We start from the raw sequence: 13,947 nt of genomic DNA on the forward strand, positions 1-13,947 counted from the left end.
TGATTATCTTCTTATTAAATATTATAACTTAGGATAATATTTCTTATGATTTTTATTCTAATTGTTTACAAATTACATTTCTCTCACTATTCAATAAAAGCTATAAGATAGCTTTTATTGAGATAAGAAGAGGATTAAAGATATCTTCATACTCTTTTTTAGATAATTTAGGGTTTTCAAGTTTTTCTAATAAAGAACAAATCTCATCTAAGGCAAGATTTAAACAAGAATTCTTTATATAATGTGCTTTTTGTGATATTGCTTCTTTATCATCTGCTTTTATTTTATCTTCTAATTCTTGCATATCTTGTAGAATATCTTTTTTAAATTTGTTTATTATTAGTATTGCTATATTTTCTGATACTCCTAATTTATCTATTATTTTAGTCATATCTATTTCTTCTTTTTTTATCTCTTCTTCCTCTTTTTTAGGAAGGTATTTATCAAAAATCTTTTTTAACTCTTCTGTATTAATTGGTTTACTTAGATAATCATTCATTCCTAAGTTAAGAAATCTCTCTTTATCTCCTTTTATTGCATTTGCTGTTAAGGCTATTATTGGTGTTTGTTTTAAGAGTTTCTCTTCTTCATATATTCTTATTTGTTTAAAACTTTCTACTCCATCTAAGATTGGCATATTTATATCCATTAAGATTAAATCATATGAGTTATTTTTATACTCTTCTAGGGTTTTTAATCCATTCTCTTGTATTGAGTATTCTATATTCATACTATCTAAGATATAAGAGATTAATTCTTGATTTGCTTCATTATCTTCTGCTACTAATACTTTTGCTTTATAGTTTGTTTTTATCTCTTCTTGTACTGTTTTTCTTTGTTTTGTTTTTCTTAGTAACTCTTGTAAAGAATCATTTACTTTTGATGCATAAAAGGGTAATACTAAAGCAAGTTCATTTGCTCTTACTTCGAACTCTTTTATCTCATTTTCATGTTCAAAAAGAATTAAGATTGGTATATCTTTATACTCTTCTCTCATTCTATTTAGATTCTCTTTTGTTTTATCACAAGAGCAGATTAGAATATCTGGTTTCTCACCTTCTTTTGTGATAGTTCCAAAGATATTTAGGTATCTTTTTATATAGTGATATAAATCACTATCTTCTTTTGTTACTTTAAATTTCAATTGATTTAAAAAGCTTTTTGAGATATGTAGATTATCATCACAACTCTCTAATTCTAATTCAAAATAGAATTTACTTCCTTTTTGTTCTTCACTCTCTACTTTTAAAGTTGATCCTAAAGCTTGTACTATGTGAGAGCAGATACTTAGACCTAAACCTGTCCCTTCATATTCTCTATTTGATTTATTATCTACTTGTACGAAAGGTTTAAAGATATTATCTACTTTCTCTTTTGCTATTCCTATTCCGGTATCTTCTATTTCAAATCTTATTTTGCTTTTATTATTCTTTTCTTCTATAAGAGTTATATTTAAAGATACTTTCCCTTTTTCTGTAAACTTTATTGCATTTGCTAGAAGGTTTGATAATACTTGTCTTAATCTTACTCCATCTGTATATACACATAATGGTATTTTATGGTCTATGTTAAAGATTAGGCTTATATGTTTTTGACTTGCTCTTTTTGAAAAGAGTTCTACTACATGTTCACTTATAAAATATAAGTCATTTTTTTCTATTGAAATCTCAAAGTTTCCACTCTCTATTTTGCTTATGTCTAGAATATCATTTATTATTGCTAATAATGAGCTTGCACTTGTTTGGATTATTTGTGCTTGTTTCTTATTTTCTACTGTTAACTCTTTTGAATTACTTAGTATCTCTGAAAATCCTATTATTGCATTTAATGGTGTTCTTATCTCATGGCTCATATTTGCTAAGAATGTTGATTTCGCTTCATCCGCTTTTTGTGCTTTTAATTGAGCATCTACAATATCAGTAACATCTAACCTTATAGCCAAGAACTCTTCAATTTCATCTTGATAATTTAAAATAGGAACAATAGTTGAAGCTACATAATAAGCACTTCCATCTTTTGCTCTATTTTTAATTTGACCTTTCCAAACTTTTTTATCTAAAATTGTTTTCCATAAATCTTCAAAAACCTCTTTTGGCATATCTTTATCTCTTACGATATTGTGGTTTTTCCCAATAAGTTCTTCTTCTTTATATTTAGATATTTTTATAAATTCGTCATTTACAAAAGTGATGATTCCTTTTTTATCTGTTTTTGAAACAATAGCACTAGAATCAACTGCTTTTTTATATTGATTTAGAAGTTTTACTGTATTTTGTAAAGTTTGAGTTCTATCTTCTACTTTTTCTTCTAGTTTTCTTTTTGCATTTCTATGCTCTTTTTGTCTTTCAATTGAAACAACTGTATAGTGAACTCCTAAAATTAAGATAATTCCAATAAGAGAAGAGATTATTAAAATAATTTGATGACTTGTTAATAAAAAACTATTTTGCACAGGAATAGATACTTCAATAACTCCTCTAACATCTCCAAGTTTCCAATCATTTTTAGGAGTGTCAACTCTTGTATTATGGCAAGTTACACAAGATTGGTCATAAAATATATCTGCGATAGCTACTTTAAAAACTTTTTGACCATTTTCTTCTATAGTTTTTCTAAAAATATCTGTAGGGTTTTTTATTAAGTAACTTAAAGACTCTTTTTCATAATCGCTTAGTACTCTGTCTTTTCTATTTGGAAAAGGATAATTACTATACATTTTTATAATCATCTCTTTTTCTGTAATAAGATTACTTAAATCATGAACTAAAGTTGCAGGAAGAGGAATAACCCCTTTTTTATCATCATGGTTATAATTTATCTCTAATGAGCTAAACTCTTTTACTTCATCAATAATATGTGAAGTATAATAGCTTCTTACTTTTTTTAAAGTATTAACCATTTGAATTGATTGTTTAGTCATCTCTTCAATTTTATTTTTATTTGAAAACTCAGGTAAAATAAAAGTAACTAAATATACTAAAATTAAACCAATTACTAATATTGGGCCAATATATGGATTAAAAAAAAGGCTGAAAAGTTTTTTCATTTATATTATTCCTGGAATGAATCGTGAATATCTTTGATTTTATCAATATTTTTTATAAATAATTCTACAATTTTGGGGTCAAAGTGTTTTCCACTCTCTTCTTTTAATAGATTTATAGCTTTTTCAAAAGGCCAAGCTTCTTTATAAGGTCTATATGAGGTTAAAGCATCAAAAACGTCAACTACTGCAACAATTCTTCCATAAATATGAATATCTTCTGCTTGTAAGCCTTTTGGGTACCCTGTCCCATTAAATTTTTCATGATGAGTTAAAGCTATTATTGCACCAGCTTGTAAAAATTCACTTTGTGAGTCTTTAAGAATATCATAACCTATTTGAGCATGTTCTTTCATTCTTTCAAACTCAGCTTCATCTAGTTTTGCTGGTTTTAAAAGAATTTTATCTTCTATTCCAACTTTTCCTAAATCATGAAAAGGTGAAGCATAAAACATTAATTCTTGCTCTTTTTCATCTAAACCATACTCTTGAGCAATAAGTTTTGAATAGTGAGCAACTCGTGCAACATGAGAAGCGGTTTCAGGATCTTTATATTCGGCTGCTTTTCCTAAAATATTTAGAGTTTCATGCTCTCTTTTGATTAGTTTTTCTGTGGCTTTTTTAACTTCTTCTTCTAATAATTTAGCCCTATCTTCAATTAAAAGTCTATTTTGATAGCTTATTAAAAGATTTGTAACTCTTGCTTTAAATAGTACAGAATTAACGGGTTTACTTAAAAAGTCATTTACTCCTGCTTTAAATGCATCTTTATGAATAGTTTCATCATCTCCTGCTGCTGTTACCATTACAATAGGAACTTTATCATTTTGTCTTCTAAATTCTTTAATAAATTCTATACCATCAAGATTTGGCATCATATAATCAATTACTATCAAGTCTACATGATTTTGTAAAACATGCATTAGTGCTTCAAGTGGGTCTGAAAAACTTTTTACTTTTAAGTTCATCTCCTCACAAATAGCTTCTATTAATAATAAATTATTTTCATTGTCATCAATTGATACAATTTGCAAGTTTTCAAAATCCATAAAAAAGCCTTTAATTAATAAAAAATCTTTTTATTTTATAGTTATATAACTTAATATTATATTTCTACATAGGTCAGAAAAGTATCAAAAGTGTAATATAAATATAGAGAGAATTATTTTAATATAAAAAAATAAAGAGATAAAAAGATAAAATTAGAAAAAAATTAAAGGATTTATCATTAAACTTGAGCCCTGTAGACACTGTAAAAGAGAGATTGAAACAAAAAAAAGACAATGTCCTTATTGTGGAACTTTAAATCCAACAGTTAAAATAAAAGAGATTGTAATAGGAATGGCTTTTGTTATTGCTATTATGTCAGTAGTAACTTATTTTGTGAATAATTAGAACTATCTTCTAATTATTCCTATTAAAAACCCAATTCCTAAACCTATAAAATGGGCATACCAAGCAATTGGAAGACCAATAAGTACAGGGGCTACTGAGATTATTAATACCCAAGTTATAATAGCTTTTCTTTGAAATCTATCTATATAAGCAATATATCCCATTAAGGCACAAATTGCTCCTGAAGCTCCTACAAGATTTACATAATTATCAATATAATAGATATATAAAAAACTAAGAATAGATGTTATAAGACCTGCGATAAAATAAGAGATTATAAACTCTTTTTTCCCTCTATAAAGTTCGATTGCATTTCCAAATTGATATAAAACAAACATATTCATAGCAAGGTGACCTAATCCTCCATGTGCAAACATTGTAGTAAGAGGTTGCCAATAAAAATCAGCTTCTACAAAGTACATATTAAGACCTAGATATAAACCACCATAAGAGATATTTGTTTGGATGAGATACATTACAATAGTTATTGCAATAGTGATATTTGTAAGTGTAAAGTTTGACCTAGTTTTGAACATAATTTTCATATACCTTTATAGAGCACTGGATTCTTTCTTTAATTGCATTTTTATACATAAATTGAAAATCACTTTGCATAAAAAAAATCTCTTTTGAATTGATTCTAAAAGAGACTAAAACTTTTCCTGCACTTAGCTCATTTTTATTATTCTCTATTATTTCATATTTTATCTTTAAATACTTTTGTAACTCATTTTTAGCTTGAACATTAATTAGTTTTTTAATCTCTTCATCTGCTTCTTTTAAAGTAATTACATTCTCAATTTTTGAGTCTTTCTCTTTTTTTATAAAAGAGCCTTCTATTTTGTAATAACCTTTTTTTATTGCATTGTGCGACTTCTTTAAGAGTTCATGATTTTTTATTCTAACTTTGCTAGAAGTCTCTTCTTGACAAGGAAGTTTTTCTACTTTAGATACAGGGATTTCTTCTTTAGGTTTTTCAACTATAAAAGTAGAGTATAAAACAATTGATATAGAGATCATAACAATTGTTGCAAAGGTAAAAAGATTATTTATGATGATACTATCATTAGCTCTTGTTCTTTTTACCTTCATTTTTTTAGATTAATGCTTCTTTTAAAACATCTTCTATTGTATCAACAGCTTTAATTTCCATATTCTCTTTTACTTCATTAGGGATTTCATCTAAATCTCTTTGATAGTTTTTTCTTGGAATTAAAGCTAAACTCATTTTTGCTTTATGAGCAGCAATAAGTTTCTCTTTTAGACCACCAATTGGAAGAACTTTTCCTGTTAAAGTTAGCTCTCCTGTCATAGCAATATTAGCTTTAACTTCACGGTTACTTAAAATTGAAGCAATTGTTGTTGCCATAGTTATTCCTGCACTAGGGCCATCTTTAGGTGTTGCTCCTTCTGGAATATGTAAGTGAATATCATATCTTTTGTAGATTTCACTTGGGTCTACTTTAACTTTATCTTCAAGCTCTTTTGCTGTTTTAGGAATAAGCTCTTGGTCTATTTTTAATTTTTTATTATCAATTAAAAGCTTTACTACAGAATAAGAGATTTTAGAAGATTCTTTCATAACTTCTCCCATATTTCCAGTAACACTTAAGATACCTTTTCCTTTAAGTTTAACTGCTTCAGTTTTTAAAACATCTCCACCTACAGCAGTCCAAGCTAAACCATTTGTAACTCCAATAGAATTTTTCTTTTCAGCTGGGTCTATTTCAAAGATTGGATTATCTAAAAACTCTTTTAGATTTTTATTTGAAATAGTTACTTTCTTTAAATCTGGATTTTTTAGAAGTTTTTTAACAGTTTTTCTAAAAATCTTTGCAAAAACTCTTCTTAAATTTCTAACTCCAGCTTCTCTTGTATATTTAGAGATAATAGCTTCTATTGTAGCTTTTGATAAAGAGATTTCACTTCTTTTTAATCCATGTTTTTCTAACTCTTGTGGAATTAGATAATCTTTTGCAATATGATATTTCTCATTTGGAGTATATGAAGAGATTTCAATAAACTCCATTCTATCTCTTAGTGCTGCCGGAATTCTTCTTGCGTCATTTGCAGTTGCAACAAAAATACATTGAGATAAATCAATAGCAAAATTTAAATAAAGGTCTCTAAACTCATTGTTTTGCTCAGGGTCTAAAACCTCTAACATAACAGCTGTTGGGTCACCTCTATGGTTTGCACCTAACTTATCTATCTCATCAAGAACAACAACAGGATTCATAGTTTTAGCATCACAAATACCTTTTACTATTCTTCCTGGCATAGCTCCAACATAAGTTCTTCTATGTCCTCTTAGTTCATTAACATCTTCCATTCCACCAAGAGCAACTCTCACAAGTGGTCTTTTTAAAGCTTGTGAAATAGAGTTTGCAAGTGAAGTTTTACCAACACCTGGAGGTCCTACAAAACAAAGAACAGTACCTTTTGATTTAAGGTTTTCAATATTTCTTTTTTCAAGCAATTCTTTTACTGCAAAGTACTCAGAAATTCTCTCTTTTGGTTTTTCTAAAGAGTAGTGGTCTTCATTTAATTGCTCTTCAACACTTTTTACTGAAATATCACCTTGAGCATATTTTCCAAAAGGAATTTCTAAAACATTTTCAATATAAGTTTGTAAAAGAGCACTATCTGGTGAATCTTGGTGCATTCTACTTAATTTATCAATTTGTTTTTTTGTCTCTTTAAAACCATCTTTTGGCATAAAAGGTTTTAGTTTTTTAAGTTTTCTTCTATAAACTTTTAGTTCAGACTCTTTTTGATTGTCTGTACCTAACTCTTTTTGAATAGCTTTAATTTGCTCTTTTAAGAAATAGTCTTTATGTGTTTTTTCAATTTTTGAGTTTACTTTTTGAGTAATCTCTTTTTGTATTTTTAAACTCTCAATCTCTTTTTTAATTGTTTCAATGATATTTAAAAGTCTTTGCTCTAAATTTGTCTCAGCAAAAAGTCTATAAGCTTCATCTTTTTTAACTTTTAAAACAGAAGAGATTAAATCAGCAATTCTTGTAGCATCATTATTTTCTTCAATTGTTTTAATTAAATCTGCAGGAAATTTAGAGTTAATTGCTGATAATTTTTTTACTTGTTCTCTTAAAACATCAATAATTGATTCAATACTATCTTGTGAAAATTCTTCATTTTCTAATTTATCTACAAGTGCAAAAGTTGAATTTTCTTCATTAAATTCAGATATCCTACCTTTTGCTAATCCTTGAAAAAGGATTTTTATTTTTCCATCTGGTAAAGATACTTTTCTCATGATATTTCCGATTACTCCAACATCATAGAAACTATCTTTATCTCTTTTCCCCTCATGTCCAGGTTTACTAACAGTTACAAGTACAAGTTTATTATGCTCAATAGAATGCTCTACTGCTTTTAAGTTCTCTTCACTTCCTAAAAACAATGGAGCAATCATAAATGGATATAAAAATACTTCATCTTCAACTATTAAAGGTATTTCTTGTGGAAAAGAATCATAATTCTCTAATTCCATATATATTAACTCCTAAAATTTATTTAATTTTTTAAAAAATATTTTTTTCAAAAGGATATTTGTATAAAGGCATCTCTACTGGCTCAATCTCTTTTGGATCAACCCAAGACTCTTTTACTTTCTCTTCATAGTACTTAGCTGCTTTAGGTTTATCAATTCTTTTATATAAATCAGCAATCTCTTTATCTAAAGAGGCTTTTGCCATATATAATCTTGCATTCATTGTATTTACTAAAGGCATATATTTAGAGTTTGAAAAAAGATTTTTATACTCTTCAATCTCTTTAATTGTGTCTTCAATTAATTGTTGATCTCTTAGTTCGTTTGAAAAACCTAAGAAGTTTGCTTTAATTTTTAAATATCTTACATAATCAATATTTTTACTTAGTGCAAATCTTTTAATATATTCATCTAAATAGAAATTAGCTAATTGATACTCTTCATTATCAATATGTGCATTAGCTAAAATTAAAAGTGCAGTTGGGATTAAAGGTGAGTTTCTATGCTCACTTTCTAAAGAAGTATATACGTCATCAGCTTCTTCTAAGTAGCCCGTAGAAATCTGGTTCAGCATCTCATTATACCAATATAATGCAGGTTTGTCATACTCTTGTACTCTATCAGATTTTTGTGAACAAGCAGTTAACATAAAACCTAAACCAATAATTAATACAAAATTCTTGAACTTTAATTTGTTAATCATTTGAATTATCCTTTGTCATAAAGCAAGTATTTTATCTTATGTATCCTTGCTATTTTCTTACTTTTTATTATTTTATTTTTCTAATATTATATTTAATTAGTTATAATAAATGAAATAATTTTTAAAGGTCGCCAAAATGAAATTAACACTTATAGGAAATGGCTTCATGGCACAAGCGCTGGCAAGAGGACTTGTGAATAACTTTGAAGTAGAGATTATTGGAAGAGATGAAAAAAAATTAAATGATATTAAAACTAAAATTCCAAATATAGAAGTTAAAGTAATGAGTGATGCTGAAAATATTACAGATAAGAATATCATCTTTTGTGTAAAACCATATGCATTACAAAGTGTTGCTGCAAGATTAGAAGGTCAAGCAAATATACTTTTTTCAATCCTTGCAGGAACTACAATTGATAACTTAAAAAAACAGATAAAATCAAAATTTTATATTAGAAGTATGCCAAATGTTGCAGCTTCTGTATTGGGTTCTATGACTACAATTACAGGGGATAAGGAAGCAAAAAACTTAGCTTTAGAGCTATTTAATCATATTGGAAAAACTGTTTGGGTTAATACTGAAAATCAATTAGATATTGCAACAGCAGTTGCAGGTAGTGGACCTGCTTTTTTAAGTTTAGTTGCAGAGAGTTTAAGTGATGGAGCTGTAAAAGCTGGACTAGAAAGAAATATTAGTAATGAACTTGTACATGGTCTATTTTCAGGATATGCAAAACTTTTAGAAAATAACCATCCTGCAATTATTAAAGATTCAGTAATGAGTCCTGGTGGTACAACTGCTGCAGGAATGGGAAAACTAGAAGAGGGTGCTGTTAGAGACTCAATGATAAAAGCAATTGAAGCTGCCTATGAAAAAGCTTGCGAAATCGGAAAAAAATAGTTTTACTTTACTTGAAACAATAATAAGTATTCTTCTTTTATCAATTATTATAAGTGGATTTTCTAATATCTCCTCTTATGATAATTTTGATGAAGAGTATATACTTCTAAATAAAATAGAAAACTCCTTTACTCTTTCCTCTTATGATTCAACATATATTAAAAATAATCAAAAACTTACTCTTAAAATTAATGATATAGAAGAAAAAGATATAAACATAAAAAAGATTGAATATAGTAATGAAAAAATAAGGCTTTTTAAATATGAATTATAAAAATATTAAAAGAGCTTTTTCTTTACTGGAACTTGTTTTTGTAATTTTAATAGGTTCAATTATAGTTTTTTATTCAACAATTTATACAAAAGAGTTATATGAAAATCAAGTGCATAATCAAGAGTTAGCAATGATGAAATTAGATTTAAACTCTGCTAAGATAATTATAGAAAAAAATTTGCCATCTTCAAAAAACAAATTACTTTATAAAGAAGATAAACTTTTTTATGAGAATAGTATTCTTTTAGAAAGAGTAAGCTCTTTTTCAATGATTCAAAATGCAAATATATTAAAAATAAAAATTGAACTTGATAAAAAGATTGTTCAAGAGTGGAGTTTTGTTTTATGAAAAAATCTTTTATTCTCTTTTCTGTAATTATTTTATTGTTTGTTTTTTCTCTTTTAATGATAAAAATCTATGAAACAAAAAGTATAAACTCTTTAAATATAGTAAATCAATATAAATATATACAAGCAAAAAATCATCTACTATTTTTAGAAGAGTATCTTAGAAGTTTAAATGATTTCTCCTCTTTATCTAAACTAGAAATTGAGGATAAAGATTATAAGATTATTGCTTTTATTTCATCTAAAGAGAGCTTATATGAAATTGAATTAATAGTAAAAGCTTTTGAGCATAATGTAAGAGTTCATAAAAGTTTTACTGTAAGTAAATAAAATCACTTTATGACTTTTTCATATGCAATTAAGTAAACTTCTGCTTTAAAATTAAAACTTTCTTATAAAAATCATGTAATTTTTATAAAACTAAAACGAAGGACAAAGTATGAACTCTGTAATAATTGCAGTTAGTTTAATGGTCTTACTTTCATTAGTAAGAGTAAATATCGTTATTGCTTTAATTGTTGGGGCAATAGTTGGTGGTCTAAGTGCTGGCTTAGACATAAATGAAACAATAAAAGCCTTTAACAATGGTCTAGGAAATGGAGCAACAATAGCATTAAGTTATGCAATGCTTGGAACTTTTGCTGTAGCAATTTCTAAATCAGGAATTACTGACTTATTGTCAAATATGATTATAAGAAAAGTAGGTAAGGGTGAGTCTACATTACAATTCATTTATATAAAATATTTGATGCTAACACTTATTTTATTAGCTGCAATTTCTTCTCAAAATATTGTTCCTGTACATATTGCATTTATTCCAATTTTAATACCACCTCTTTTACACTCAATGGCAAAATTAGAGATTGATAGAAGAGTAGTTGCTTGTGTTATCACTTTCGGTTTAGTAGCAACTTATATGTTTTTACCAGTTGGTTTTGGAGGAATTTTCTTAAATGAAATTTTATTAAAAAACTTAGTTGATAATGGTGTTTCTGCTATTTCTGGACAACTTCCTATGGCTATGGCAGTACCAGTTTTTGGTATGTTCTTAGGTCTATTAGTAGCTATATTTTTTACATATAAAAAGAAAAGAAAATATGATATTAGTAAGATTTTAGAAATTGAATCTGAATCAAAAGAGATTAACTATTTTCATGTTGCAATTGCTCTTGTTTCTGTAATTACAGCTTTAGGACTTCAATTATATACAAACTCAATTATTTTAGGTTCTCTTGCAGGTTTTATAATCTTTATTGTTGCTGGTGTTATTAAAGCTGACCAAACTCAAGACTTTTTTGCAAAAGGTCTTAAAATGATGGGAATGATTGGTTTTATTATGATTGCAGCAAATGGTTTTGCAAGTGTTATAAATGCAACTGGTGGAGTTGAAACTTTAGTTAAATCAGTAGTTGATATTATTGGAGATAATAAATCTTTAGCAGTTCTTCTAATGCTTTTAGTTGGTCTATTTATTACAATGGGAATTGGTTCATCTTTCTCAACTATTCCTATTATTGCAACTATTTATGCACCTTTATGTTTACAATTAGATTTTTCAGTGATGGCAACAATTACTATTATTGGAACAGCAGCTGCTTTAGGAGATGCTGGAAGTCCAGCTTCTGATAGTACACTTGGACCTACATCAGGATTAAATGTAGATGGACAACATGATCATATCTGGGATTCAGTTGTACCAACATTCTTACACTACAATATTCCATTAATTATTTTTGGATGGATTGCAGCTGTTTATATTTTTTAAATAAAAGTAGGATTTTCCTACTTTTATAAAATTACCTCTAAAACTTTTTTAGCCAAGTTTAAAGCCTTACTTCTATGTGAAAATGCTTTTTTTATTTCACTAGGAAGCTCTCCTAAAGTTTTATCAAAACCATTGGGAATAAACATTGGGTCATAACCAAAACCACCATCACCTATCTCTTTATTTATAACTTTTCCATACATCCATCCATGTACGCTATAAGTGAAACCTTTATATACAATTGCTATACAAGCTGTATAATAAGCTTCTGTCTCTTCTAAGTCTTTTTCATTTAGTTTTGAGATAAGTTTTGCATTGTTTTCTTTATCATTTGCATTCTCTCCTGCATATCTTGCAGAGTAAATACCTGGTTCATTATTTATTGCAGGAACAGTAATCCCACTATCGTCAGAGATTACAATTGCATCTTCATCTGCAATTTTTTGATAAATTTCTTGAGCTTTTTTTACAGCATTTCCTTGAAAAGAGTCTTTATCTTCAACAACTTCATAATCTCCAATTAGCTCTTTAAAAGTTAATACTTCTTCATTTGGTAAGAGTTTTTTGAACTCATCAATTTTACCTTTATTTCCCGTAGCTAAAATAATTCTCACACTTTTTCCTTTTAACGTCTTATTAACTTTATTGATATATAATCTTGCTTTATTTTAAATACTTATGGGATTATATATGATTAAATCTATTTTACCTCTTAGTCTAATTATATCGTTTAGATTTTTTGGACTTTTTATTGTTTTACCTGTTTTATCAGTTTATGCTATTAATCTTTATGGAGCAACTACAACTTTAGTTGGGATTGTTATTGGGGGTTATGCTTTAACTCAAATGATTTTTCAAGTTCCATTTGGTGTAATGAGTGATAAATTAGGAAGAAAAGGTACAATTATTACAGGACTTTTATTATTTGCAATTGGTTCAATTTTTTGTGCAATTGCAAATGATATTTTAATGTTAATGGTTGGAAGATTTCTACAAGGTGCAGGAGCAATTGGAGCAGTTGTTACTGCTATGATTAGTGACTTAGTAAAAGAAGAACAAAGACCAAAAGCAATGGCTACAATGGGAATGTTTATTGGAATGAGTTTCGCTGCTTCTATGATACTTGGACCAACAATCTCTTCTTTTTCAGGAGTTCCTACTCTATTTTATTTAACAGCTGTAATTGCTTTAGTTTCAATTGTAGTATTAGTAAAAATGGTTCCAAACCCTCCAAAAATTACACATACATATAAACAAAAAATGATTGTTTCAGATGTATTATTAAATCCAAATTTAATAAAAATGAATATCACTAACTTTTTACAAAAAGGTTTAATGACTTTTGCTTTTATGATTATTCCAATGGTTTTAATCAACAATTATGAATGGCAAATGAGTGATTTATGGAAAGTTTATCTTCCTGCAATGATTTTTGGATTTCTTGCAATGGCTCCTGCTGCAATATTAGCAGAAAAAAAGGGTAAATTTAAAGAAATTCTTGCAATTGGTATTGTATTTTTTGCAGTTTCATATTTATTAATTGGACTTAGTGCAGGGTATGTTTTATTTATTGTAGGTGTTGTTATTTTCTTTATTGGATTTAATATGCATGAGCCTATTATGCAATCTCTTGCTTCAAAGTTTGCAAAAGTTCATCAAAGAGGATTAGTATTAGGAATCTTCAATTCTTTTGGTTATCTAGGAACTTTCTTAGGTGGAGTTTTAGGTGGTATTTTCTTTGAAGATGTGGGACTTACTACAATTGTTTACACGATTGCAGTTGTATGTTTAATCTGGATTATATTAATTCTTACTATGCCAAATCCTGCAAAGAAAAAACTAATGTATATTGAGATAAATAATGATTATAGAAACAATATGCATAAATTAGATACAATATCTGCTATAGATGAGTGGTATATTAATGATACTGAAAATTTATTAATTGTAAAATATGATAATGATAAGATAGATGAAGAGGCAATTTTACACAACTTAAAATAG

General features: G+C 27.5%; 13 protein-coding genes. 6 read left to right on the forward strand and 7 right to left on the reverse strand.

Annotation, left to right across the window (positions count from 1 at the left end):
- Positions 1–100: 100 nt before the first annotated feature.
- From ABIV_RS03120 to ABIV_RS03145, 6 genes are all read right to left on the reverse strand, one after another.
- Complete coding sequence (locus ABIV_RS03120) at positions 101–3,046, reverse strand: ATP-binding protein (RefSeq protein ID WP_114838507.1); 2,946 nt, start codon at positions 3,044–3,046, stop codon at positions 101–103.
- A 5-nt stretch (positions 3,047–3,051) separates the two neighbouring features.
- The gene (locus ABIV_RS03125) at positions 3,052–4,092 is read right to left on the reverse strand and encodes an HD domain-containing phosphohydrolase (RefSeq protein ID WP_114838508.1); all 1,041 of its coding nucleotides are present in this window, start codon (positions 4,090–4,092) and stop codon (positions 3,052–3,054) included.
- Positions 4,093–4,440: 348 nt separating this feature from the next.
- The gene (locus ABIV_RS03130) at positions 4,441–4,974 is read right to left on the reverse strand and encodes a rhomboid family intramembrane serine protease (protein ID WP_205526948.1); all 534 of its coding nucleotides are present in this window, start codon (positions 4,972–4,974) and stop codon (positions 4,441–4,443) included.
- Entirely contained in the window at positions 4,961–5,530 is a 570-nt protein-coding gene (locus ABIV_RS03135; protein WP_114838509.1) for a hypothetical protein, read from the reverse strand. Before ABIV_RS03135 ends, ABIV_RS03130 begins: the two co-directional genes overlap by 14 nt.
- A 4-nt stretch (positions 5,531–5,534) precedes the next feature.
- Complete coding sequence (gene lon, locus ABIV_RS03140) at positions 5,535–7,952, reverse strand: endopeptidase La (RefSeq protein ID WP_114838510.1); 2,418 nt, start codon at positions 7,950–7,952, stop codon at positions 5,535–5,537.
- A 31-nt stretch (positions 7,953–7,983) separates the two neighbouring features.
- Positions 7,984–8,655: an outer membrane protein assembly factor BamD gene (locus ABIV_RS03145; RefSeq protein WP_114838511.1), complete on the reverse strand. Its 672-nt coding sequence runs from the start codon at positions 8,653–8,655 to the stop codon at positions 7,984–7,986.
- 136 nt (positions 8,656–8,791) lie between these two features.
- Between ABIV_RS03145 and ABIV_RS03150 the strand changes: the two genes are divergently transcribed.
- The 5 genes from ABIV_RS03150 (at position 8,792) to ABIV_RS03170 (ending at position 11,943) form a co-directional block, all read left to right on the forward strand.
- Positions 8,792–9,556 carry a pyrroline-5-carboxylate reductase gene (locus ABIV_RS03150; protein ID WP_114838512.1) on the forward strand — a complete coding sequence of 255 codons (765 nt, stop codon included), beginning with the start codon at positions 8,792–8,794 and terminating at the stop codon, positions 9,554–9,556.
- Positions 9,525–9,830, forward strand: a complete 306-nt coding sequence (locus tag ABIV_RS03155; RefSeq protein WP_114838513.1) for a hypothetical protein — start codon at positions 9,525–9,527, stop codon at positions 9,828–9,830. Before ABIV_RS03150 ends, ABIV_RS03155 begins: the two co-directional genes overlap by 32 nt.
- Positions 9,820–10,179 (forward strand): prepilin-type N-terminal cleavage/methylation domain-containing protein, encoded by a 360-nt coding sequence (locus tag ABIV_RS03160; RefSeq protein ID WP_114838514.1) that lies wholly within the window; start codon positions 9,820–9,822, stop codon positions 10,177–10,179. The genes ABIV_RS03155 and ABIV_RS03160 overlap by 11 nt, the downstream gene beginning before the upstream one ends.
- Positions 10,176–10,508, forward strand: coding sequence for a hypothetical protein (locus ABIV_RS03165; protein ID WP_114838515.1), 333 nt, complete (start codon positions 10,176–10,178; stop codon positions 10,506–10,508). Before ABIV_RS03160 ends, ABIV_RS03165 begins: the two co-directional genes overlap by 4 nt.
- 109 nt (positions 10,509–10,617) lie before the next feature.
- Positions 10,618–11,943 carry a Na+/H+ antiporter family protein gene (locus ABIV_RS03170; RefSeq protein WP_114838516.1) on the forward strand — a complete coding sequence of 442 codons (1,326 nt, stop codon included), beginning with the start codon at positions 10,618–10,620 and terminating at the stop codon, positions 11,941–11,943.
- 23 nt (positions 11,944–11,966) lie between these two features.
- On the opposite strand, the gene ABIV_RS03175 is transcribed toward ABIV_RS03170, so the two are convergent.
- Positions 11,967–12,557 carry a non-canonical purine NTP pyrophosphatase gene (locus ABIV_RS03175; protein WP_114838517.1) on the reverse strand — a complete coding sequence of 197 codons (591 nt, stop codon included), beginning with the start codon at positions 12,555–12,557 and terminating at the stop codon, positions 11,967–11,969.
- 76 nt (positions 12,558–12,633) lie between these two features.
- On the opposite strand from ABIV_RS03175, the gene ABIV_RS03180 reads away from it, so the two are divergent.
- Positions 12,634–13,947: an MFS transporter gene (locus tag ABIV_RS03180; RefSeq protein WP_114838518.1), complete on the forward strand. Its 1,314-nt coding sequence runs from the start codon at positions 12,634–12,636 to the stop codon at positions 13,945–13,947.

Source organism: Halarcobacter bivalviorum, from assembly GCF_003346815.1.
Taxonomy (GTDB): domain Bacteria; phylum Campylobacterota; class Campylobacteria; order Campylobacterales; family Arcobacteraceae; genus Halarcobacter; species Halarcobacter bivalviorum.